A 24,333-nucleotide genomic window follows, 5' to 3' on the forward strand; every position below is an offset into this window, starting at 1 on the left:
ACTTCATGCCTAAAAGATTGACTATATTTTCATTCTTACTTATTTTCACTTTAATTTTTACTGGCTGCTCAAATACAAAAGAAGGTAATGCCAAGAAAGATGGAAAGCTAACTGTTTATACAACTATTTTTCCTCTTGCTGATTTCGCCAAAAAAATTGGTGGCGACTATGTAACGGTTGAAGCAATTTATCCACCTGGTGCAGATTCTCATACATTTGAACCAAGTCAAAAACAAACAGTACAAGTTGCAAAAGCCGATTTATTCGTTTATAACGGGGCTGAATTAGAACCATTTGCTGAAAAAATGGAAAAAGCATTACAAAAAGAAAATGTTAAAATTGTAAATGCTTCAAAAGGTATTGAACTACGTACTTCTACTGAAGAAGAGCATCATGATCACGGAGACGGCCATAAAGAGGATGAACATCATCACGATAAAGACCCACACATTTGGTTAGACCCTACTCTAGCAATGAAACAAGCAGAAAAAATTAAAAATGCACTTGTAGCATTACAACCTGACCATAAACAAGAGTTCGAAAAAAACTTTGCAGCACTTCAAACAAAATTTACTGATTTAGATGATCAATTTAAAGCAGCAGTTGCGAATGCAAAAACGAAAGATATTTTAGTTTCTCATGCGGCTTATGGATACTGGGAACAACGCTATGGCCTGAAACAAATTGCTATCGCCGGTATTTCAGCTTCTGATGAACCATCTCAAAAACAACTTGCTGACATTACAAAAACAGTAAAAGAACATAATCTAAAATATATTTTATTTGAAACATTTTCTACTCCAAAAGTAGCATCCGTTATTCAAAAAGAAACAGGTACAAAGATTTTACGCTTAAATCACTTAGCTACTATTTCTGAAGACGATGCGAAAAATAATAAAGATTACTTCACTTTAATGGAAGAAAACGTAAACACATTGAAAGAAGCTACTAACTAACCAACTTTTGATAAGAAGCTGAATACGACATTCAGCTTCTTTTTTTATGTGTTTCTGCTTGACTTGACCAAAATAACAAGTAAAATTATCCATATTAGCTTTTAAGCTATATTAATTTAGAAGGTGAGTTGGAATTATGACTCTTCACATTTGTGAAGTAACAGAAAAAAATTGGCGTTCGGTAGCTGCTTTAAACGTCACAAAAGACCAGCAGCAATTTATTGAAAGCAATGCGTTTTCTTTAGCAGAATCATTATATGAGGGAAACGGAACGTCAGTAGGTTTATATGATGGAGAAACACTTGTAGGATATGCAATGTATGGATAGTATTGTGAAAAACGTAAAAGCGTATGGTTAGACCGCTTTATGATTGACCAACAATATCAAGGAAAAGGATACGCAAAACGTTTCCTTCGCTTGCTTATTCAATTCTTACAAAATAAATTTGAATGTAAAACAATTTATTTAAGTTTACACCCAGACAACAAACTTGCAATGGGATTATATGAGTCATTTGGCTTCCGTTTAAATGGCGATATTGATGATGAAGGCCCTGTTGTAGGTGTTGTAATGGAGTTACTTTTAGATGAACATACAAACCTGTGAAAACAGGTTTTTTTAGTCCTTCGTTTTTGGCAATCTAGTATTTTTCTACAAAACACTTAGTTAAGTCCAAAAAATAAGCCTGCAATAAACGCAGACTTATTTCACACACTCCTCGAAATGTGCTTGGAACCATTCTTTATTAATATCTTTTCCGATGAAAACAACTTCACTTACTCGATCTTCGCCCTCTTGCCACTCTCTATCATACGAAGCAGCAAATAACGTATGTACGCCTTGGAAAACGATACGTTTATCCACTCCATCAATCGATAAAATTCCTTTGTAGCGATATAAATATTCTCCTAGTTCTTGAACGACAGCTGACATCCACTCATTTAGTTTTTGTAAATCTAACGGACGCTCTTCGCGTAGTACAAACGATTTTACACCTTCTAAATGATTATGCTCTGTATGAGGATAAATTTGTAACGTATCTTTCGTTTTAAACGTTTGAATTTGTAGTAACGATGGAATATCCACATCACAATTAGTCGACTGAATTAACTTTGCAGTCGGGTTTATTCCTTGCAATTCATGTAAGAGATTTTCTTTTTCACTCTCTTCAATTAAATCTAACTTATTCACTAATACAACATCAGCAAATGCAATTTGTTCTTTTGCTTCTAGCCCTTTTTCAAAATGTTTATGTATATGATAACTATCTACTACTGTTACAACACCATTAATTTGGTATGCAGATTGAATAACAGGATCTAAAAAGAATGTTTGAATAATAGGACCTGGATTTGCAAGACCCGTCGTTTCAATTACTAATCCATCAAAGTCCATTTTCCCTTCTGCTTTTACGTCCAGTAATTGTTTTAACGCAACGAGTAAATCCTCACGTACAGTACAGCATAAACAGCCGTTTGTCATTTCCATAATTTCTTCTTCAACATTCATAATCAACTGATTATCAATACCAATTTGCCCGATTTCATTTACGATCACCGCCAATTTCTGACCGTGATTCTCTGATAAAATGCGATTTAATAATGTCGTTTTCCCTGATCCAAGAAAACCAGTTAATATTGTTACTGGAATCATTTTGTACCTCTCCTTATAGCTATATGTTTCTACATTATAGCATATAGAAAAAATCGTTTTTGTAGCAAAACATATTTATTGTATGTACGACACTGTAACTATATAATAATATGTAGCAAGAAAGCCTTTTCAAAATATTATTCATTCATCAAGGGGGCACTTATAATGGAACGAGTTCAAATGGCCGAAACACTCGAATTTTCTCGTATGATTCAAGGTTTTTGGCGTTTAGCAGAATGGAATATGACAAAACAAGAATTACTTTCTTTCATTGAAGATTGTATGGATATGGGAATTACTACTTTTGATCATGCTGATATTTATGGCGGTTATACGTGTGAAGGACTGTTCGGAGAGGCAATACAACTAAAGCCTTCCTTACGTGAAAACATGCAAATCATCACAAAATGTGGAATCGCTCCCCCATCACCGAAATTTCCAGAGCGTTATGTTGCTCACTACAACACTAGTGCAAAACATATTATTCAAAGTGCAGAAGCTTCACTTAAAAATTTACATACAGATTATATTGACGTATTACTTATCCATCGTCCTGATCCTTTCATGGATCCAAATGAAGTGGCAGAAGCGTTCTCACGCTTAAGACAAGAAGGAAAAGTTCGTCATTTCGGTGTATCTAACTTTTTACCTTCCCAATTCAATATGTTAAGTTCATACTTAGATTTCCCGCTTATTACGAACCAAATTGAAGTATCAGCTCTGCAGCTTGAGCATTTTGAAAAGGGAACAATTGATTTATGTCAGGAAAAACGAATCAATCCAATGATTTGGTCACCTCTTGCTGGCGGAGAAATCTTTACTGGTCAATCAGAACGTGCTGTACGTGTACGTGAAACTGTGCAAAAAGTTGCTACTGAGCTAGGTGTTTCTAGTATCGATACGGTTATGTATGCTTGGTTACTTGCACATCCAGCTAAAATGTTGCCAATCATCGGCTCTGGTAAATTAGATCGTGTTAAAACAGCCACTCTTGCTACAAAAGTTAACTTAGACCGTCAACAATGGTTTACAATTTTCGAAAGCTCTAACGGACATCCTGTACCATAATACACAAAAAGAAGAGCCGTTTCTCTACAGCTCTTCTTTTTCATATGTATTTCTAGTCATCGCAAATACACACATATCCCTTAAGCCATTTCCATCTACTGCAACACTCGCACTTTCTAAAACACCCTCTAATTTAAAACCTAATTTCTCAGGGATCGCTCTACTTTTCTTATTTAAAGAATCACAACGAATTTCTACGCGGTTTGCTTTCAGTTCAGAAAAAGCATAATCTGTTATCCCCTTTGCAGCCTCAACCATATAGCCCTTTCCACTAAACCTCGAATCAATCCAATACCCGATTTCAAATTGGGGTATATCCCAATTAATGCGATGCAATCCGCTAGATGCGATAAACTCGCCTGTTTCTTTCGAAAAAACTAGTAATCTTAAGTCCTCACGCTGTAAAAATTGAATATGTGATTTTCTAATACTCACTTCTACTTCTTCCTCTGTTTGCTCTTTTTGTGCAAAAACCATCCATGGTTTTAATTCTTTCATAGAAGCTTGAATGGCATCGTATACAGCTTTACCATCACCTGGTTTCGGCATTCGAATCAATAGCCTTTCAGTATAAAATTCAGAAGGAAAATCGAATAATAATGGATTCACTGTAAACACTCCCTATAATTCTTTTATATATAATAATATCCATCTCAAACTATACAGTAAAGAAATTTCTGAACTTTATACATTTAATTCATTTACATCTACCGCAACACGAACGCCAGATTCAATTGCCCCTTGTATCCATCCGTGATATAACGTTGTATGGTCTCCAGCAAAGAATATTCTTCCCTCTGGTTTGACAATCGCTGGTTGCAACTCTGATTCTTGACCTGCCTGAAATAGAGCAAACCCTCCAAGTGCATATGGATCCAACGTCCAACTTTTTGATATACCTGATAAGAATTCATCATATACTTGACCACCTAATATCGTTGCTAAGTTTTGTAATGTGTAATAAATACGGTCACCCTTTGATAAGCCATCCCATAACAACGCATCATAAGACCATGTATAGCTTCCTAGCATCATAGCTGGTCCCTTCTCTCCAATTCCATAGCTTGGATAATAGGCGTAACGAATTGGCAAATCTGTTATAATTCTGCCACCTAACTGTCCTTGTTCTTCCCAAAATCGACTTTTAAATTGAATTCCTATTTTTGTCGCTGGCATATAATGCAATTCACGAATTGCTTTCCATTTCTCATGAGATATAGAATCAAATGGATCTACTTCTACAAACCGCATTGTCGAAAACGGAATGGTAACAATAACTAAGTCCCCTGTAATACTACTATATTCAAACGTTTCTTCGTTTCGATAGAAAGCTGTCACACCATTATCATGCTGATGTAGCTTCATTAATTTTTGATTATATATAATATCTTCCTCTAATTGTGGTAAAAAAGATTTTGGCAATCTATCATTACCGCCTATTATTTCACAAAATCCGCTCTCCTCTTGCATAATGTATAAAAAACGTAATGTCTCAACGAATGACCTTTCTAAAAAACCTTCTAAATCCAACAAAACGCCAATCATCTCAATTGTTACTGGTGAAAAGTAAGTATTATATTGATAAGGGTGATACTTTAAAAATTGTCCTGTAGAGTATCTGCCAAAATCATTTACTACAACATCCCAATTTTTCTCTGGGTTCTTTTTAATAAAATTTATAATAGGCTGTACCGCTAACAATAATAGCTCCTCAGATGTTTTCCCAACTTCATTCATTTCCACAGGATACTTTAATATACTTGGCTCTTTTTCATATTGTTTTAATGTCGTTTTTCAGCCGTTTACGTAAATAATATCAGTCTCATTCCTATTAATAAAAGGGCCTACCTGTAGCCCAAATTTTCTTATATATGCCATCGTTAATGTATGCGAATACGGAATTCTCATCGCCCCTACATCCAAATATAAACCGGTATCTTCCATTCTAACTGTCTCTATGCGGCCACCTACCCGGTTGTTTGCCTCAAAAATCTTCACTTCATGTCCCGCAGCTTTTAATAAAGATGCCGAAACTAATCCAGCCATGCCAGCCCCTACTACAATAATTTGCTTCGGACTCGTCGTCTTCTTTAATCCTTTATTTATAATTTTTAACGTTTCATCCATCTCCGTGTTATACATTATATCTTTCTGCACAATTCCACCCCTTACTTCATCAAATGGGCATTAGTCGTTTAGTGCATTTTATTCATAAATTTCCATAAACATAACAACAGAGCAAGTTGAATATTCACTGAAAATACATAAGAGATCGCTCTCACATCTCTTCACGCTTCGTATAATATAGCAACAGCAAATAAGGAGTGGTTAAAAATGAAACCAACTTACGACTACAATGCTACAAAAAAGTATTTAGAAGAAAAGAAACAACAGCTATGCAACAAACTTAGTAATATGCATCTATCTAAAAAAGAGCGTGAACAAATAAAACTTGAGATTGATAACTACGAATATATTTTAAATGTAGTCGAAATGAATCATTATGAACGAGGATTTTTACATTAAAAGTGGATATATAATTTATCCACTTTTTATTTTGAGCATTTCATTACGCATTTTTCGTAAGTAAATATATAATAGGATGTACATTAAGATTGAGAGGTATATTCTATGATCAAATTAAGTGTATTAGACCAATCCCCTATTTCAGATGGTAGTACGGCAGCCCAAGCTTTTTCACATACAGTTACGCTTGCACAAGAAGTTGAAAAACTCGGATATACACGCTTTTGGGTATCAGAGCATCACAATTCTGTAAGCCTTGCTGGTTCAAGTCCAGAAATACTTATTTCTCATATTGCAGCAAAAACGGAGCGTATGAGAGTTGGTTCGGGTGGTGTTATGTTACCTCACTATAGCCCGTATAAAGTTGCTGAGAATTTCCGTGTTTTAGAAGCGCTTTATCCAAATCGTATTGACCTTGGTGTCGGCAGAGCACCTGGTGGTATGCCCATTGCAACTCGCGCACTTCAAGAAGGAAAAATGGTCTCACTTGATCAATATCCAGAGCAAATTGCAGATGTTGCAATGTACTTACATGATCAAGTACCAGAAAACCATCATTATGCAAATTTAAAGGCTACTCCTGTAATTCCCACATCTCCTGACATGTGGTTGCTTGGCTCTAGCGGAGAGAGTGCAAAGATTGCCGCACAACAAGGTGCTTCCTTTGCATTCGCACAGTTCATTAACGGATACGGTGGACCCGAGGTAATGGAGGCCTATCAAAAACAATTCCAGCCTTCCTATTTAGGAGATAAACCAAAATCAATCGTCGCTATTTTTGTTATTTGCGGAGAAACTAATGAAGAGGCAGAAAAAATTGCTTCTAGTTTAGATTTATCAATCTTATTACTAGAACAAGGAAAGCGTACAACTGGTACTCCTTCTATCGAAACTGCTCAAAATTATTCATATAGCACGTATGATTTATTCCGTATAAAAGAAAATCGTCAACGTATGATAGTAGGCGATCCGTCTTCTGTAAAAGAAAAAATCATAAACTTAAGCAAAGCGTACAATACTGAAGAATTTATGATTGTAACTATTACTCATCGATTTGAAGATAAATTGAATTCTTATCGCTTATTGGCAAATGCTTTTAATTTATAATTTTAAAAAGGAGATACATCACATATGATGCATCTCCTTTTCTTACTACTTATTGTTTTCATTCCCTATATATTCAATAGCTTCTTTCAATACCTCTTCAAAGTGAATAGGATAATCATGATTTAAGTTAGGTATAATTTTATACTTATGTTCTATATTCTTATCCCTTAATAATTGTACAAATTGCTGTGTGCCTTCGAAACAATCTTCATCTTGATCACCGCAGACTATATATCCCTTTATATGTTTATCCTGTAGTACTCCCAGCAACTCATTCCATTCTTCAACCTCTGGAAGCCACGGTGCCATAAAAATAAACCCATCCACAGCTATATCTTTTTGTAAAATTGTATATAGAGCTACTCTTGCTCCAGCAGAAAAACCGCCAATTATTACATGTTCTACTGTACGGTTCTCTATAAGCTTATCGTAATGCTCTTTTAATTCTTCTTTCCCTCTATGTAAATCATCCCATACAAACCCATCTGAAAACTGGATTTTCGAAGACTGTGGTAAAGCTAACGTATAATTTTGTGCCAAAACAGATTTCCAATATGGTTCTATTATTCCTATATTTTCTTGATCACCGTGCATTGCAATAAATAGTTTTTCTTTTTTCTTACTTTCTATATATTTCACATCTGCTCGTTCTGTTTTCTTTGCTAACTCTTCTCTTTCTTTACATAATTGAACCATTTGATGAAACCCTTCAAATCTATGTAGTGGTTTTAAATCATCGTCCGAAATTAAATACTCATATCCATACCAAAAACCTTTTTCTATAATAGCTTCCTTCATTAAATGCAACGCTTCTTCTTCAAGTCCTGCTGCACTCGCTAATGCATATTTAAAATTATATATTTGAGCCTCATTCCCTACTATACCTTTAGCATGCTCCATTATATAAGTGTACGCTTCTAAACTTCCTTTACTTGCATAGCAATGTAACGTTTCATTTAATAATTGAATGTAAGTCATACCATTTTTCATACATCTACTCCCCCGTAACCTGTTATAATATTTATGTCTCAAACCTTTATATCATTCTGTAATCGTTATATAACTCAAGCTAACAATAACTTTATTCTTAAAATGATACTCAATTATTACTCCTCTTTACCCAATAAATTTAGTATAAAGTTGAATAGACTGAAAAATAAATATTTTTACAACCAAAAAAAAGACAACAATATATTTATTGTTGTTCTCAATACATCTACCCACTCTTTTGTTTTTTTCTATCTGGTTTACTTGAAACTAAATAATGTTTTTCTGAAATATATAAGTCTCTTTTTAATATACGATCTAAGTAAGGTCCTAGTTTCATTCCGCATATGAGGCGATCTTCACTACCTTCTACAATTGGAAACATTTCTTTTTCTGTTACATACTGATCTACTGCCTTTTGTACAATATCAATTTCTTTCACTAGGTTTAAGTTTTCTTCTGTATGTTCAAATACCTCAAGCGTTTCCTTCGTAATAAGAAAATGGTTTGTTGGAAATGCAGGTAAATACGGCTTTAACAAATCATAATTCACTGTATAATCATCATTTACTAATACTGTATAAACGATATTAGCATTCTTTTCTAGAAACTTAGCCATCGCTTGTTCCAATTCATCTTTCGTAATTTCACGCTCTTCTTTTCCAGTTTTGAAAAAGCGAAACATCGCATCGCCTCCTTTTTACTATATTATAGCATAAAAGAAAACTGAAAAATCACAAAAAAGTCATTGAAAGAATTTTTCAATGACTTTTTTCTTTATATTCTTATATTTATCCCGCTTTAATGGGCAGTAAGCCCCCCACTGATTAAAGTTTCACTTTATTTTAAGAACGCACTTAGCATCCATACATGTTGTTCTAATGTTGTATGAATTGCTAACAACATGTCCGCTGATGTTTCATCTCCAGCTTCACCAGCAACTTCCATGCCTTCTTTTAGTTCTTGAATAAGTGCTGAGTAATCATTTACTAATGTTTGCACCATTTCTTCTGCAGATTCCTTGCTTGTCCCTTCATTCACACTAGATGTTGCAAGATATTCTTTCATTGTCGCTAACGGCTTACCTTCCAATGCTAAAATACGTTCTGCTAATTCATCAATATACGTTCCAGCTTCATTGTAAAACTCTTCAAATTTCTCATGTAATGTAAAGAAGTGTGGTCCTGTCACATACCAGTGATAATTATGTAATTTCACATATAACACATTCCAGTTTGCTACCTGCTTGTTTAATACTTCAACAACATTTGTTTTCGTACTCATACAATCCACTCCTCTTATCATTTTGTAATGATTATCTTTTCATAACCTAGTTACATGTTACCATACATTTCCTATCCTTTCGAACGATTAGCTTATATGTAACAAAGTTTTAACACCTTTAATATTTCCCTAATATGTATTAATTCATGTATGTTTTCAAACACTTCATACGTCTAATTGTCCAAGCTCATACATATGCATAATAGTAAATCAAGCTCATCGTAGTAGAAAGAGGGATAACATGGACAATCAACAATGGCAAGTAGCAAAGAAAGTCGCTGCTACTTATATTGGAACAGTCGTTGGAGCTGGATTTGCTACTGGACGAGAAATTGTTGAATTTTTTACAGTGAATGGCTTTTATGGAACAATTGGTATATGTATAAGTGGATTTTTTTTTATTTGGCTCGGTACAAAAATGATGTTACTCTCCTCACAAATCGGTGCATTTTCAGCGCAAGAATTTAACAAATATTTATTTGGGGATGTATTTGGAAATGTCGTAAACACATTATTATTGCTCGTATTATTTGGTGTAACGAGCGTTATGTTATCAGGAGCTGGAGCGGTATTTGAAGAGCAACTTCGTTTACCAAGACAACTCGGTATTTTCATTACAGTAATCGCCTGTCTCATTATAGGTAGTCGCGGATTACAAGGGGTTTTTGAAGTTAATACACTTGTCGTACCTATTATGATGATTTTCATTATCGGACTTGCTATTACAACGTTTTTTCACGGTACAACTCCTATTAGTAACACGATTCCTGCAGAAAGCTGGAATATGAAGTGGATAACTAGTCCTATTACATATGTCGCCTTAAATCTTTCTCTCGCCCAAAGCGTCCTCGTCCCGTTAGCCAGCGAAGTAAAAGATCGAAAGGCCATTTTATGGGGCGGTATTTTAGGTGGGGCAGGACTTTCTTTAATATTATTATGTAGCCATTTAGCTATCTTATCAGTCGACCAATTTTATCAATATAACATTCCAATGGCTGAAGTCATAAGAAAATTCAATGCCACTTTTCACTTTTTCTTTGTTCTTATCATTTTCGGTGAAGTATTCACAACTTTAGTTGGCAATGTGTTCGGAATGACAAAACAAATGCAATCCATCACTGGCTGGAAAAATAACAATATTATTTTCTTCATTTTACTAATAAGTTATTGCTTTAGTTACGTTGGTTACAGTGAATTACTCCATATTCTATATCCAGTAATCGGGTGGGTTAGCATCATTTTACTTCCGATTATTGCTTTTAAACAACTTCAAAAAACATAAAAAGCATCCATGTTATTGGATGCTTTATATATATATATATATATTTACTCACAATCATCACATACTTCCCAGTACGGCCCCATTTCGAGTGCCAAATATGGCTTTAATTGCAACCGAATCATTCGACTAGGCATACGTTCTAAAACGAATTGAATCCCTTCTTCCTCTTCGTCTAATTCAACTTTTGAAATCGCAATTCTTTGCATCGTCGAAATAGGCATTCCCTCTTTATATAAAGTGATTTTCACCTCATCATATTCATTAAAATACAATTCAACACTCATTTGATTTTTCAACATTTCATTAACAATTTCATATTTATCATTTCGTTCCTGGATTATATATTTCCAAGCGCCTCTACCTTCTTCTTTCGGAGCTGCTTGAAATAATGTCATCAAATCCTCGTATAGCATAAGATAACCCCTCTCTTACTAAAAAACGATGAGTATTTTATATACTCTTTATCTCTATCACTATCCATATGTATTGTACCATATATCAACGTTCTAACCGTATTCATTTGCTTCATAAGTATATAAAACACTTTATTCAGTCTTCATTATTATGTGGCTTACTTTATTACTTAATCCTCCTTAAATTTTAAACCTATTCCCAATCATTATTTGCTCACATCAAAAAAGGAGAGTGATTTACATCACTCTCCTTAAAAGAATTTCCCAGTAGCTGCTAACGCTAATACTAGTATTAGAATTGTAAATAATAATGATACTATAAAACTAAAAATAGGTAATGCTTTCTTTTCATTCTTCTTAAAGAGTAACTTTAAACTAAGAAAGATGTTTACTGGTACAAATATAAAATAAAAATATTTAACAATTTGCACTGAACTATTTGAAAGTGTTTTAAAAATAAACACTTCAATGAGAAAAACAATAAAAAATGAAATACTTAACCAAAATGAGACATAACTAAGCCAAGAATGTCTTTTTGTCCCCCAATACACTCCCATACGAATCTCCTTTTATTTGTATTCTATATGATTATAATTATACACAAAGTTAACAAATACCTTTATTTTTCGACAAATATTATACAAAATATATATTTAAACCTCATAAAAGTATTGTGTATTTCTATTTAATTTTACAAAAAAACAGACTACTCCAATAGCATACTGCTATCTTGGAGTAGTCTGTTCTCTATTAAACTTTAAATCTTTCAATTAATACTTGTAACTCTTCAGCCATTTGAGAAAGCGTACCAGCTGCAGAACCAATTTCCTCCATCGAAGCTAATTGTTCTTCCGCTGATGCTGCAACGTTTTGAGTACTCGTCGCATTATTCTGCGCTGTCATTGCAATTTGTCCTACCGAAATAGACACTTCATTTGCACCTTTTGACATCCCGTTAGCCGTTTCAACCATCGTTTTAATTTGATCGGCAATTTCGTTTGTAGATTGTAAAATCTCAGTAAAGTTTTGCTTCGTTTCATTCGCAATTACAAGTCCAGATTGAACTTCTTCATTTACATGCCCCATTGATTTTACCGTCTTACTCATGTCATCTTGTATTTCACTTATTAATTTACTAATTTCACTAGAAGATACGCTAGACTTCTCCGCCAATTTACGTACTTCATCTGCAACGATTGCAAATCCTCTTCCGTGCTCTCCTGCTCTTGCAGCTTCAATTGCCGCATTCAAAGCTAGAAGATTTGTTTGATCTGCAATATTTTGAATGACTTCCAGTATGTCACCAATTTGTTTTGATTTATTATTTAATAACTGTATAACTTCATCTGACTGTGAAACAGATTCTGCAATAGACTGCATTTGATTTACTGTTTTTCCTACTAGTTTTCCACCATCTTCTGCTTTTTCACGAGTATGCGCAGAAGCCGTACTAATTGATGATGAACTATTTGCTACATGTTGAATTCCTTCTGTTACATTAAATAGTAACATTGCACCATTTTCTACACTTGTTGTTTGTGTTGTTGCCCCGCTCGATATTTCATCCATTGCCATTGTAATTTGCTCAGTCGCTTCACTCGCTTGTCTTACACTTGCCGTTAGCTCTTCTGATGCTGCTGCAACATGTCCAGCCGAAGTATTAATTCTTCCGATTAATGTTCGCAATGCATCAGTCATCTCATTAAATCCTTTTGCAAGTTGACCAATTTCATCATTAGAATGAATTTCGATGGTTTGCGTTAGATCTCCCTCACTTATTTCTTTAGAAGTGACAACTAATCTTTTTAATGGCTTCGTTATATAAAGTGTCACAAAATAAATAAGTGCCCCTCCTATAACTAATGAAATGAACATAACAATTAACATATTATAAAATACAGGCTGCGCAGCTTCAATTACTTCATTTGAGTACATCGTCCCACTGATTTTCCAACCTGTTTTTACATTTGTAGCAAATACCATTTGTTTTTCGCTACCGTCATACATATATGAAAAAGCACCATGATTATCTTCATAAATTTTCTTCGCCCAAGAATCAGATGCTTTTTCTCCTGACTTCTCTTGAGGATGTGCAATTATTTTTTGTTTCCCATCTAAAATGAAAGCATATCCCTTTTTACCAATATTAATTAACTTCGTTGTTTTTAATAAATTATCTAAACTTAAATCTATCGCTACAACACCGTTTTTATCTTCTGCTTGTTTTGCAATCGTTACGACAATATGTCCATTTCCTTTTGCCTTATACGGCTCAGTAATTACAATACCACCTTGTTTTGCCACTGCATCTTTATACCAAGAACGTTCTGTTGGATCATAGTCCGCTGCCATTTGTATATTTGGTTCTTGCACAAATTTCTTATCATTTCCAGCAACGTATACTTGTTCAACATCTTTATTTAAATTAATATATTGAGATAACATATTCCTTAATTCATCTTGATTTTCCCCTTGATACATATTCCCTTGAATCACTCGCGCAAAATTATTTATATCATTAAATTTTGCCTCAATCATTTGATTGATTAAATTATCTAATATTTTTATATTGTCGTGAGCACTACTCGTAATTTGTGATTCAAAATTCTTTTTAGCTGTTTGATAAGACATGCCTCCGATAATAGAGACCGCCGCAATTAGAATGACGAAAAATGAAATTAGTAGTTTTTTTGCTACTTTCATATCACGAAACCAATTTAATAGTCTACCCATTACAAACCTCTTGCTTTTCAATTTTATAAGATAAATATTGTGAATTGTAAATATTTCCCATTACCTAATTATTATTTTCATAACCTATTATGATGAATACTTTGTAAAGTTTAAACAAATAAATTCTATTTGTCTATATATTTGAATAATATTATTATAAAATTTACAAATGTAAAAAACCAAAGGAATATACCTTTGGTTTTTTACATTTTTTTATGCTGTTTAGAAATCTTTTTCCACTTATCACGCTCTGCTCTTGCAAGAACAGCATCTTGTTTTCTCATAAAATAGGCTAGTTCTCTTTGTAATTTTTTATAGCTTTGCAATCGATTTATCGTAATCATTCCGTTATCAATTGCCTTATGCACTGCACACCCTGGCTCATTTTCATGCTTACAGTCCCTAAAACGGCATGTATTTGCTAGTTCTTCAATATCAGAAAATGTTGTTTGAATCGCATCGCTTCCTTCCCAAAGCTGCAGCTCCCTCATACCCGGAGTATCAATAACTAAACTACCACTCGGTAATCGGAACAATTCACGATGAGTTGTCGTATGCCTTCCTTTACTATCTTCCTCACGAATATCTCCCGTTTTTGCTACTTCAATTCCTATAAGTGCATTTAACAAAGTGGATTTTCCAACCCCTGATGACCCGACTAAAGCAATTGTTTTTCCTAAAGTAACGAATTGCTGCAACGATTCAATACCGGTATGCTCTACACTATCAACGACGAAGATTGGAACACCAATTGCCACAGCTTCCGTTTCAACAATTTTCTGCTCTATGTCCTCACATAAGCTACTCTTTGTTAAAACAATTACAGGCATTGCACCGCTTTCATACGCTAATAGTAAATAACGTTCCATTCTTCTTACATTAAAATCATGATTAAGTGCATTCACTAAAAATAGATAATCTACATTTGCTGCTATTACTTGTTCTTCCGTTCGAGTACCAGCCTCTTGTCTAGAAAAAGAGCTTCTTCTTGGAAAAATACGATGAATAATTGCTTTCTTTTCATTCTCTATTTTCTTTATATACACCCAATCACCAACTGCTGGATAATCTCCCTTCGTTACTGCTTCATGTCGAAACTTTCCAGACAACTCTGCCATATATTCACCATCATTACAAATAATTCGATATATATGCTTATGCTCAAGTAAAATTCGTCCTACTTCAAAGTTCTCAACAGCTTGTTCCTCAAAAAAAGAATCCCAGCCGAACGATTCTAAAATATTTTGATTCAAATTGATATCCTCCCTAGTTTAAGCTAAGCGGAAGGATCGTGCGCTCCCTTATATAGTCTCGCCCTTTCCATCCACCTTTGTATTTGGTTTATTATTCATATAAGTTATTTTCGCCATAATACATCACCCCGTTCTCATTTTAATTACTCTCATTATATGGAATATTCATTTAAAAAGCTACCTTATTTAACGTAATTTTCAAACATTTTATTTTTCATCATTCTAATTTGCCCACGTTGACTAATCTCATCTTCTAGCACGTGAAACCACAAATAGTACTGGTTATGAGCTACACCGTTAGGCCACTTTCTTTCTGACATAAGCCATTCATCACCTTGTTCACTCAAATACTTCAGTGATTCTTCTCGAACACTTTGTAGAAGCTGTACATAATACTTTATTTCATGACCACGAATCGTTTTCCTCGATTCTCCTAAATAGAGTGCGTCTTTCCATATTTCTAATTCTTCCTTTGTAAAGTCACGCTCTTGAAATGAAATAAGCTGATGTGCTTTTTCAATAGCTGCTATATGCTTTAGTAACGCTCCAATGGAATTCCCTCCACTCGGTATCATTAAATCTAATTGCTCAACCGATAGATCTCTTATTTCAAGGAATGTTACAGCCCTTGTATGCTCCAGCATGCTTACTAATTCCCCTATATTTTTTGTATAACCAGCCACACTTCTTATTCGGTAATCTATATTCATATCACGCACCCTTTTCTGTATTCATATTAAGGAATAACAGCTTCATATAATAGACTGAAATATATCAGATTTTTCTGTTATAATTAAATTGAATACGTAATACCCCCAAACAAACTTTCTCAATATGCTTCTATGAAATATTAAAAGGAATCAATATAAAATAATCGAATCTTATTCACTAAAAGGAGTGGATTCGATGGAAATGTATCAATGGCTAACCGCTATACTCGTTGGTGGCATTACCGGTTTCGTTTCCCATCTAATCAATAACCAAGGTAAGTTATTGCTTCCACGCCGTTTGAAGACTTTTTTTCACTTTGGGTTTTTGACTGATATTTTCACTGGTAGTCTAGCTGCACTTCTTGGACTCGTTTTATTTGATGTCACCTTAATAAAAGAAATTATTAAAGTATCCATTGTGACTGCTATTTCCGGTCAGACTTTTTTACTACATCAAGCTCTTGGTGGCGAACAGGCTAAAAATACGCAAATCGGGAAAGCTGATGAGAAGATTCAAGAAATTGACAAATTATTGCGACGTTAGTCTATACTTTTTTTGAAAATTATTGCTATAATAAACAATAAATATTTTCTATTGCGTCGTTTGTCAGAAGAAAGGGTGTTTCGTATGACAAAAAAGAAAATAGAAGATTTCTTAACAGACACTGAAAAAGAGGAACTGCTAGAAAACTATAAATGTTTACGAGAAGCCCGCACAAAAAGCGAAGCTAACTATTTTGGAGAAGCAGTAAACCATCTATTAAATAAAGCTAAACAACGAATTATTAAAGATGCAGGCATACATGATGAAAATGCAGCAACTGTTCAATCAAAGAGAAAAGCACTGTTTTAGTTCATTAGCTAAAACAGTGCTTTTTATTATGTTATTTTTCACATTACTTTCACATCTATTTCACAATTATAAGTAGTCCTATATGTTATACTCAGTATATCCTTTTCCAAGGAGCTATATGCCGATATATGAATCCCTATCTCTATAGGGATTTTTATTTTTGGGCTTTTTTTATTTGTAAAGACTTTATGACGCAATTCCTGTTTCACGATTCTCAGTTAGTCTTTCACTTTTTCTAAACAGAAATAAAGCTAAAATATATAATAACGCAGTAAAACTACCTACAAATATAAAATTGTGAGATGCTGCAAATAACATTCCTGCCATTGCCGCTCCAATCATTTGACCAATATACATAGAAGCATTAGCTAGAGCCGCTCCTGTTCCTCTTGCTACGATAGATATGTTTTGTAAGTGCCTCATCATTAATACAAACAAAATTCCTGTCACAAAAAACAAAACAAAAAATAATAACTCCACAATTATAATGTTGTTTACATGAGGAAGTAATGCATATAGAACTGCTGTAAATATAATTCCACCATAGAATGAAAGGTTATAACCAATTTTATTTACGATTCTAGGTCCAAAAATATTACCAGTTAAATTTCCTAATCCTAATACGAGCATAGCTGTTCCTATTTCATGAATTTGCAAGCCAAATTGAATAGACAGCCACACACCGAAGAATGAAAATGCAGCAAAATTACCAGTTTGAAAAACAAAATATGCAAAAAAAGAAAGTGAAACCTTAGAATCTGAAAGTAATTGTTTATAACGCCTTAAGATATTTGTTTTATTTCCATTTATATAACCCGGTTGTATTTCTGGTAATACTGCATAAATAAGAATAACAAGTAGTGCTGATAATATACCAATGATGAAGAATGGTGTTGTATAGTGTATCATTGCTAAATATGATCCAACTGGCAGTCCTAAAATTTGAGAGAGTGACAATCCTGCTGTTGCAATCCCAATTGCCTTTACAATTTGTTCCTTCTCTATAAGGAGCGGAATAGATGCCCACACTTGTGGAGATACAAAGGCTGCACTTACACCTGCTAAAAATCTCAATATTAACATCCATAGAAAACTCGGTGCAATTCCACATAAAAACGTACTTAACGCAAAAAAACTCATCCCTATTACCATCACTTTTTTTCTGTTTAAACTATCTGATATAGGACCAGCGATAAGTGCAAATGCAGCATATCCCAAAGCATATGAACTTACCATCCACCCTGACAACTCAGTTGAAATATGATACACCTGTTGTAATGTGGGTAAAAGTGGTGAAATTAAGAAAGTATCTGTACCGATCATAAACATGATTGTAAAGAATACAGCTAGTACTCTTTTCATTTAAATCTTCTCCTTTTATATAAAAAGAGGGAATTATCCCTCCTTTCAACTAATCTTCTAAAATAGATTCAATCTCTTTCATGACATTTTCATTCAATGAAACTTCCACCGCTCTTACACTTTCTCTTATTTGCTCCGCTCGTTTCCCACCAGGAATAACAGTATCAATTCCTTTTTGGTTTAATAACCACGCTAAAGCTACATGCGATAATTCGAGATCCTTTTCTTTAGCTATGTCTTTTAACTTTTCAACTTTCTTAAAGTTGCTCTTATATGTATTCTCTTCAAATAGATTTACACTTTGACGCCAATCTCCTTTATTCAATTCGAAATCTTCTGTATATTTACCACCTAGTATCCCAAAAGCAAGAGGCCCGTAAGGAATAAATGAAATACCTGATTCTATACAATATGGCAAAAGTTCTTGCCCAGCAGTACGATCTAACATATTATACGGTGATTGTACAACATCTAAGTGCCCATGCTGATTCGCTTCTTTTAATTGCTCTACGTTTACGTTAGATATTCCAATTGAACGAATTTTCCCTTCTTCTTTTAGGCGAGTAAGTTCTCCAATTGAATCTATGTAACTTGTTTCTGGATTTGTAAAATGTAAATAATATAAATCAATATAATCCGTTTGCAATCTTCTTAAGCTATTTTCCACAGCATTTCTTAAATAGCTTGGTTCATTATTCATATAAACCTCTCCATTTAATAACGGCTGTATTCCACCTTTTGTAGCAAATACAACTTTGTGACGTTTTCCTTTCAATACTTCCCCTACCAATTCTTCTGATCTGCCGAAACCGTATGAATCTGCTGTATCAAAAAACGTAATCCCTTGCCCCATAGCTTCTTCTATTAATCGTTTTCCTTCTTCCTCATTCACATCAGCATATAAATTATGTCCCCCTACAGCGTTTGTTCCTAACCCCAATTTTGAAATATGTAGTCCTGCCTTTTCCAATTTTGTATACTTCATTTTTTCTCCCCCTATATTTCTATTGTTCGAATATATACGAACAATAGAAATATACCACTTTATATGTTATAGTGCAAATATATTAACTTATACAAGCAGGTGAAAAAATGCGTACTCTCTATCATCCAAATCGAGAAGAAATTCAATTCTCTTCTGTTCTATATGCACTTAGCGATCAAATTCGTTTACAAATTGTAACTATGCTACTAGAAAAAAACGAACAATCTTGTGGCGCGTTAAACATTCCAATCGCGAAATCAACTTTATCACATCATTTCAAAGTTTTACGTGAATCCGGTGTTATGTATACACGCCTTGAAGGAACTCAACGTTTCATTTCAATTCGTGAAGATGACTTAAATGCTAGATTCCCCGGTTTATTAGATGTCATAATACATGCGACAGAACCATACTAAACAACATCTCATAGGAATATGAGATGTTGTTTAGTTTTTCTATTCTTTTAATAAATCTAATAAACCATTCCCTTCAGATGTACGTTCATATCCTAAAGGTACAGTTCTTTTAATAAGTTGTGCATATATTTCTGGTTCTGATAACTTTCTACCATATTCCCTTTCACACTGCTTTATGAGCAATGCCAGTGCTCCAGCGACATGCGGTGTGGCCATAGAAGTTCCACTTAATACCGCATATTTCCCTTCAGGATACGTAGATAATATTTCATCGCCTGGCGCCACTAAATCAATTTCTTGATTTGAATTACTAAAACATGCGATTTTCCGCTCTAAATTGACGGCACCCACTTCAATTACTTCTGAGTATGCACCTGGGAAATCTAGTTCCTCCGTATTATCATTACAATCTCCATTATTTCCAGCAGCACATACGACGAGAACATCTTGCTTTACTGCATTTTGAATTGCTTCATGTAATTCTGGAACATCTTGCGGGCCACCAAGTGACATGGAAATGACTCTAACTCTTTCTTTATTAGGCCCTCTCCAATTTACAGCATAATGTATCGCCTCAATAATTTGCTCATAACTTCCAGAACCATCTCCTGCTAAAACCTTTAACACTAACATTTTAGCAAGTGGTGCGACTCCTAAAACACCAACTCCATTTTCAGTCGCTGCAATTGTCCCAGCTACATGAGTACCATGTCCGTTATTATCAAGATAAATATTTGGATCTCCTTCGTAATCTTTCGTGAAATTTCTTCCGCCGATAATACGATCCTTTAAATCTATATGATTCATATCACACCCTGTATCTAATACTGCAACAACAATATCTTTTCCTTTTGTACTCTTCTCCCATACTTGTGGAGCATGAATGAGTTGTACACCTGGCGGAATTTCATTTACTTGTTCAACCACCTTATCTACTGTAAAAGGAATCAATTGTATACCTTTTTGTTTATTCGCTGTACTACTATTCATTGTAATCCCTCCTGAAAATATATTATTTTCATTTCAGACCACTTTTGAAAACACTTACATTTAACATTCGTTTTATGTGTTTCGTTTTCCTTCCTTAAAAATGTTTCTCAATAAGGCTTACGAAATTTATACTACTCTTTTATTTATCTCGTAATTTGTAGACATCAAAAATCCGATTGGTACAACCAATAACCAAAATAAAAGGACCACTAAATTGGTCCTTTTACTGTCTTTCAAGAATGATATGAAATTTTTAAAATAATATAAATTAAGACTAAGCCTCACTCTTGTTTAAAAACTTCTCTATTTCTTTTATTAAATATTTCGCTCCATCTATACTAACAGTAATGTTTCCATTTGCTAATGATATGTTTTGATTTGAAACATCACCTGTTATTTGACAAGCATTGTAAGGTTGATATTTTTGTAAAATGACTTTGTCTTCTTCTACGAAAATTTCAAGCGGTGATTTAATTTGTATTCCCAATACATCACGTAATTCTTTAGGAATTACAATTCGTCCTAATTCGTCTACTTTTCGAATAACTCCTGTTGCTTTCATATTACTTCCTCCCTTACTATTTATTAATTTTTTCACCTCGCTTTTTCCATTTTATCACTTTTTTGGTAATACCTGCCTCTTTTTAGAAAATTTTGTACTCAAGTTAAAAAAACACATTTAACGAATACGTAATCTCTCTTTCAATTGTTTTAAATAACGAAATCGAATCAGTAAAAAATATACAACTTGAATTCCTACGAAAATACTTAATACAATCGCATTTTCTTTAAATAGTGAGTACTCAAACATCTGTCCGAGTGCAGTTAACGCTACTGCCCCATGTAATGTTGCAACACCTATTGGAACAAAGAATAAAAGCGCCAATCGAATTGTAACTACTTTCGATAATTCTCCACTTGTTAAGCCTACTTTTCGAATCATTTCAAACAAACGAGTATCATCCTCCAAGTCAGAAAACAAACGGAAATAAAGGAAGCTTCCTGCACATACGAAAAATACAATACCGATAAAGAAACCTACAAATAGAATTGGTCCTGCAATTTGTAAACTTTGGTTTTGTGCGTACTCTTCTGCACTAAACGTTGCATGTTCTTCGTAAGGTTTCATCTGATGCGTTAGTTCTTTCCCAACCTCAATTTCATCTTTCGTTCCCTCTGTTTTGTATACATAATTTTTTTCCTCTTTAAATCCATCTTGTAATGCATCATACTGCTTGTTAGAGATTACATAAACGTTACCTCTTATTATTTTACTTAATGAAGACGTATTAATTTTTTTCACTTTTAAAGGTTCATTCAAATGTGGCAACGTAATTTCTTTTCTTTCTTTCATCGGTGGTCCTGGTATATCAACTGCCAAAAATAAAACTTCTTTTTTGGATCCCTCATGAAAGGGTTCTCCTGTTAACTTCGCATATTCCTTATAGTCTGATTCCTTTATAAACGTGGCGCTTCTTAACGACTGCTCCTCCGTTTTCTTTGTTGAAATATTAGTTTTTGAAGCTGCTATACTATGTTTCTTTAACCCTTCGTCAATCATCTTCAAATGCTGTGATTCATTACTATTTCCTTGCTTAGAATGATAGTGAAACGCAATTGGTCTCTCCATAACCGCCTTTGTCATTGATGTAAAGCCAACTAATGTACCTATTGCTGAAAATGCTACAGTTGAAATTATCGTTACAATAAAGAACATTCTTGCGTTATCTCTCATACGGTAAGCTAAATCTGACAACGTAATAATATTTGTCTGTGTCCAATAAAAACGTTTACTTTTTTTACATAGTCTAATAATAAAAACACTCAACTGCTTGTACAGCAAATACGTACCAATAATGACTACCGTTGTAACAGGAATCATCATGATAAATACCATTGCACCGTGTGACATAAGCGCTCCTGTATATCCGGCACTAAGCAATATAACTGCTAATATAGAAGAAATAATGGATGCTTTCGGTTCCGGCTTCGCTTCTGCCGATCCTCTAAACAATTTCATAATTTTATTTTTTCGAATCATTCCTGCACTAAACAATGAAATGATCATAAATAATACGAAAAACATAATACTCGTTACAACAATGGCTTTCATTGGAATGTAATAAGGTAAGGAAATATCTAACTTTAATATCATTGGAGCTATAAATAGTAATATTCCGGAAAATAGCATTCCAGCAAGTATCCCAAAAATAATTGCCCCTATTCCAATCATAATATTTTCAAAAAAGATAAGACGCTTTAATTGATATTTCGTCATACCTAACATCATTAAAATTCCTAGTTCACGCTTTCTCGTTTTTAAAAACATTCCCATCGAATATAAAATAAAGAAAAATGTAAATAAGTAAATAATGGACTGTGCAAAAGACATACTTACGAACACATATCGTCCCAATTCTCCAGCACTTAATGCCGGATGAAACGCAAAAAACGAATAAACAAAAAAGGCCATAATAGCAAATGCACTACTTAAAAAATATGCTGAATATGTTCGTCTATTTCGCGTCACATTCCGATATGCGAGTTCTCTAATATTCATATTACTTCTCCGCCCTTCTACTAACTATGTTCTTATATTAGTAAAGTACGGAAATCCCTTCCATCGATTCAAATGACAAAAACCTTACATTATTGAAAGGTTTCAAAAAAAATTGCTTAAACGATGCAGTTTCATTATAATGACTACATTCATATTCATACACACATCCTATTGTATATTCGTTAATTTTGCGAAATAATAAAGGATAGAAGTATGTACCAATATACATATAAACTTATTTACCGCTTTAATATGAATAGGAGGAAAACATAATGACATTGCAAGAACAGATTATGAAAGCATTACACGTCCAACCTGTAATTGATCCGAAAGCAGAAATCCGTATACGTGTTGATTTCTTAAAAGATTATGTAAAAAAAACAGGTGCGAAAGGATTTGTACTTGGAATTAGTGGCGGACAAGACTCTACATTAGCTGGACGTTTAGCTCAGCTTGCAGTGGAGGAAATTCGTAATGAAGGTGGTAACGCAACGTTTATTGCCGTGCGCCTTCCTTATAAAGTGCAAAAAGACGAAGATGATGCGCAATTAGCATTACAATTTATTCAAGCTGATCAATCTGTTGCATTTGATATCGCTTCAACAGTTGATACTTTCTCAAATCAATACGAAAACTTATTAGGTGAATCATTAACAGATTTCAATAAAGGTAACGTGAAAGCACGTATCCGTATGGTTACGCAGTACGCAATCGGTGGTCAACAAGGGCTACTTGTGATTGGAACAGATCACGCTGCAGAAGCTGTAACAGGATTCTTTACAAAATTCGGAGATGGTGGTGCAGACCTATTACCATTAACAGGATTAACGAAACGCCAAGGACGCGCTCTATTACAAGAATTAGGTGCAGACGAGCGACTTTACTTAAAAATGCCAACAGCTGATTTATTAGATGAAAAACCAGGTCAAGCTGATGAAACAGAGTTAGGTATTACGTATGATCAACTTGATGACTACTTAGAAGGTAAAGCAGTTCCAGCTGACGTTGCAGAAAAGATTGAAAAACGTTACACAGTGAGTGAGCATAAAAGACAAGTACCAGCATCAATGTTTGATGATTGGTGGAAATAAATAAAACATAAAAAAGAAGCTAATCTCATAAAATGTACCCTATAGAATAGACACTTAAAAAAAAGTCTATTCTATAGGGTCTTTCTTGTATAATGAGAGAAAA

At 34.0% G+C, this 24,333-nt stretch carries 24 protein-coding genes and 2 pseudogenes; 10 read left to right on the forward strand and 16 right to left on the reverse strand.

Annotation, left to right across the window (positions count from 1 at the left end; translation table 11 throughout):
* The first annotated feature begins 5 nt into the window (after positions 1 to 5).
* Positions 6 to 956, forward strand: a complete 951-nt coding sequence (locus PDQ33_RS11215) for a metal ABC transporter substrate-binding protein (RefSeq protein ID WP_061130925.1) — start codon at positions 6 to 8, stop codon at positions 954 to 956.
* Between the two features lie 136 nt (positions 957 to 1,092).
* Positions 1,093 to 1,563, forward strand: a pseudogene (locus PDQ33_RS11220) (GNAT family N-acetyltransferase).
* A 96-nt stretch (positions 1,564 to 1,659) separates the two neighbouring features.
* Here PDQ33_RS11220 and PDQ33_RS11225 read toward each other — a convergent pair.
* A complete protein-coding gene (locus PDQ33_RS11225) occupies positions 1,660 to 2,610 on the reverse strand; it encodes a CobW family GTP-binding protein (RefSeq protein WP_000613439.1) in 951 nt (316 codons plus the stop codon).
* Between the two features lie 165 nt (positions 2,611 to 2,775).
* Here PDQ33_RS11225 and PDQ33_RS11230 point away from each other — a divergent pair, with 165 nt between their 5' ends.
* The gene (locus PDQ33_RS11230; RefSeq protein ID WP_270755669.1) at positions 2,776 to 3,678 is read left to right on the forward strand and encodes an aldo/keto reductase; all 903 of its coding nucleotides are present in this window, start codon (positions 2,776 to 2,778) and stop codon (positions 3,676 to 3,678) included.
* 24 nt (positions 3,679 to 3,702) lie between these two features.
* On the opposite strand, the gene PDQ33_RS11235 is transcribed toward PDQ33_RS11230, so the two are convergent.
* Positions 3,703 to 4,287, reverse strand: a complete 585-nt coding sequence (locus PDQ33_RS11235) for a GNAT family N-acetyltransferase (protein ID WP_001068763.1) — start codon at positions 4,285 to 4,287, stop codon at positions 3,703 to 3,705.
* 75 nt (positions 4,288 to 4,362) lie between these two features.
* Positions 4,363 to 5,835 (reverse strand): annotated as a pseudogene (locus PDQ33_RS11240) (flavin monoamine oxidase family protein).
* Positions 5,836 to 6,012: 177 nt separating this feature from the next.
* Between PDQ33_RS11240 and PDQ33_RS11245 the strand changes: the two are divergent.
* Positions 6,013 to 6,204 carry a DUF3896 domain-containing protein gene (locus PDQ33_RS11245; protein ID WP_048556901.1) on the forward strand — a complete coding sequence of 64 codons (192 nt, stop codon included), beginning with the start codon at positions 6,013 to 6,015 and terminating at the stop codon, positions 6,202 to 6,204.
* Positions 6,205 to 6,309: 105 nt separating this feature from the next.
* Positions 6,310 to 7,311 carry an LLM class flavin-dependent oxidoreductase gene (locus tag PDQ33_RS11250; protein WP_048556902.1) on the forward strand — a complete coding sequence of 334 codons (1,002 nt, stop codon included), beginning with the start codon at positions 6,310 to 6,312 and terminating at the stop codon, positions 7,309 to 7,311.
* 45 nt (positions 7,312 to 7,356) lie between these two features.
* Here the strand turns inward: PDQ33_RS11250 and PDQ33_RS11255 are convergent, their stop codons facing one another.
* The 3 genes from PDQ33_RS11255 to PDQ33_RS11265 all read right to left on the reverse strand — a co-directional run bounded on the left by PDQ33_RS11255 (position 7,357) and on the right by PDQ33_RS11265 (position 9,582).
* A complete protein-coding gene (locus PDQ33_RS11255; RefSeq protein WP_061130927.1) occupies positions 7,357 to 8,301 on the reverse strand; it encodes an alpha/beta hydrolase in 945 nt (314 codons plus the stop codon).
* Between the two features lie 226 nt (positions 8,302 to 8,527).
* Complete coding sequence (locus tag PDQ33_RS11260) at positions 8,528 to 8,983, reverse strand: DUF3939 domain-containing protein (protein WP_000488187.1); 456 nt, start codon at positions 8,981 to 8,983, stop codon at positions 8,528 to 8,530.
* A 155-nt stretch (positions 8,984 to 9,138) separates the two neighbouring features.
* A complete protein-coding gene (locus tag PDQ33_RS11265; protein WP_000105198.1) occupies positions 9,139 to 9,582 on the reverse strand; it encodes a Dps family protein in 444 nt (147 codons plus the stop codon).
* 241 nt (positions 9,583 to 9,823) lie between these two features.
* Between PDQ33_RS11265 and PDQ33_RS11270 the strand changes: the two genes are divergently transcribed.
* Positions 9,824 to 10,864, forward strand: a complete 1,041-nt coding sequence (locus PDQ33_RS11270; RefSeq protein ID WP_001990330.1) for a YkvI family membrane protein — start codon at positions 9,824 to 9,826, stop codon at positions 10,862 to 10,864.
* A gap of 44 nt (positions 10,865 to 10,908) precedes the next feature.
* On the opposite strand, the gene PDQ33_RS11275 is transcribed toward PDQ33_RS11270, so the two are convergent.
* From PDQ33_RS11275 to PDQ33_RS11295, 5 genes are all read right to left on the reverse strand, one after another.
* Positions 10,909 to 11,277, reverse strand: coding sequence for a DUF3979 family protein (locus tag PDQ33_RS11275; RefSeq protein WP_000965080.1), 369 nt, complete (start codon positions 11,275 to 11,277; stop codon positions 10,909 to 10,911).
* 251 nt (positions 11,278 to 11,528) lie between these two features.
* Entirely contained in the window at positions 11,529 to 11,834 is a 306-nt protein-coding gene (locus PDQ33_RS11280) for a hypothetical protein (RefSeq protein WP_000539566.1), read from the reverse strand.
* A gap of 193 nt (positions 11,835 to 12,027) precedes the next feature.
* Complete coding sequence (locus PDQ33_RS11285; RefSeq protein ID WP_270755664.1) at positions 12,028 to 14,010, reverse strand: HAMP domain-containing methyl-accepting chemotaxis protein; 1,983 nt, start codon at positions 14,008 to 14,010, stop codon at positions 12,028 to 12,030.
* A 203-nt stretch (positions 14,011 to 14,213) separates the two neighbouring features.
* On the reverse strand, positions 14,214 to 15,263 hold the full coding sequence (rsgA, locus tag PDQ33_RS11290; RefSeq protein WP_061130928.1) for a ribosome small subunit-dependent GTPase A: 1,050 nt from the start codon (positions 15,261 to 15,263) through the stop codon (positions 14,214 to 14,216).
* Positions 15,264 to 15,445: 182 nt separating this feature from the next.
* Complete coding sequence (locus PDQ33_RS11295) at positions 15,446 to 15,973, reverse strand: DinB family protein (RefSeq protein ID WP_061130929.1); 528 nt, start codon at positions 15,971 to 15,973, stop codon at positions 15,446 to 15,448.
* A 196-nt stretch (positions 15,974 to 16,169) separates the two neighbouring features.
* Here PDQ33_RS11295 and PDQ33_RS11300 point away from each other — a divergent pair, with 196 nt between their 5' ends.
* Both PDQ33_RS11300 and PDQ33_RS11305 read left to right on the forward strand, forming a co-directional pair.
* Positions 16,170 to 16,517: a DUF4257 domain-containing protein gene (locus PDQ33_RS11300; RefSeq protein WP_000426313.1), complete on the forward strand. Its 348-nt coding sequence runs from the start codon at positions 16,170 to 16,172 to the stop codon at positions 16,515 to 16,517.
* Between the two features lie 84 nt (positions 16,518 to 16,601).
* Entirely contained in the window at positions 16,602 to 16,826 is a 225-nt protein-coding gene (locus PDQ33_RS11305) for a hypothetical protein (RefSeq protein ID WP_000162601.1), read from the forward strand.
* Positions 16,827 to 17,012: 186 nt separating this feature from the next.
* Here the strand turns inward: PDQ33_RS11305 and PDQ33_RS11310 are convergent, their stop codons facing one another.
* A complete protein-coding gene (locus PDQ33_RS11310) occupies positions 17,013 to 18,188 on the reverse strand; it encodes an MFS transporter (protein WP_046197614.1) in 1,176 nt (391 codons plus the stop codon).
* Between the two features lie 49 nt (positions 18,189 to 18,237).
* The gene (locus tag PDQ33_RS11315) at positions 18,238 to 19,173 is read right to left on the reverse strand and encodes an aldo/keto reductase (protein WP_270755661.1); all 936 of its coding nucleotides are present in this window, start codon (positions 19,171 to 19,173) and stop codon (positions 18,238 to 18,240) included.
* A gap of 107 nt (positions 19,174 to 19,280) precedes the next feature.
* On the opposite strand from PDQ33_RS11315, the gene PDQ33_RS11320 reads away from it, so the two are divergent.
* On the forward strand, positions 19,281 to 19,589 hold the full coding sequence (locus tag PDQ33_RS11320) for an ArsR/SmtB family transcription factor (protein ID WP_001259915.1): 309 nt from the start codon (positions 19,281 to 19,283) through the stop codon (positions 19,587 to 19,589).
* Between the two features lie 39 nt (positions 19,590 to 19,628).
* Here the strand turns inward: PDQ33_RS11320 and PDQ33_RS11325 are convergent, their stop codons facing one another.
* From PDQ33_RS11325 to PDQ33_RS11335, 3 genes are all read right to left on the reverse strand, one after another.
* The gene (locus PDQ33_RS11325) at positions 19,629 to 20,579 is read right to left on the reverse strand and encodes a serine protease (RefSeq protein ID WP_001089047.1); all 951 of its coding nucleotides are present in this window, start codon (positions 20,577 to 20,579) and stop codon (positions 19,629 to 19,631) included.
* Between the two features lie 274 nt (positions 20,580 to 20,853).
* Entirely contained in the window at positions 20,854 to 21,141 is a 288-nt protein-coding gene (locus PDQ33_RS11330) for an AbrB/MazE/SpoVT family DNA-binding domain-containing protein (protein ID WP_000648330.1), read from the reverse strand.
* A 117-nt stretch (positions 21,142 to 21,258) separates the two neighbouring features.
* A complete protein-coding gene (locus tag PDQ33_RS11335) occupies positions 21,259 to 23,139 on the reverse strand; it encodes an FtsX-like permease family protein (RefSeq protein WP_061130931.1) in 1,881 nt (626 codons plus the stop codon).
* 272 nt (positions 23,140 to 23,411) lie between these two features.
* On the opposite strand from PDQ33_RS11335, the gene nadE reads away from it, so the two are divergent.
* Positions 23,412 to 24,230, forward strand: a complete 819-nt coding sequence (gene nadE, locus PDQ33_RS11340) for an ammonia-dependent NAD(+) synthetase (RefSeq protein ID WP_270755657.1) — start codon at positions 23,412 to 23,414, stop codon at positions 24,228 to 24,230.
* Positions 24,231 to 24,333: the final 103 nt, after the last annotated feature.

Origin of the sequence: Bacillus cereus group sp. Bc031 (assembly GCF_027716265.1) — a bacterium.
GTDB lineage: Bacteria > Bacillota > Bacilli > Bacillales > Bacillaceae_G > Bacillus_A > Bacillus_A paranthracis.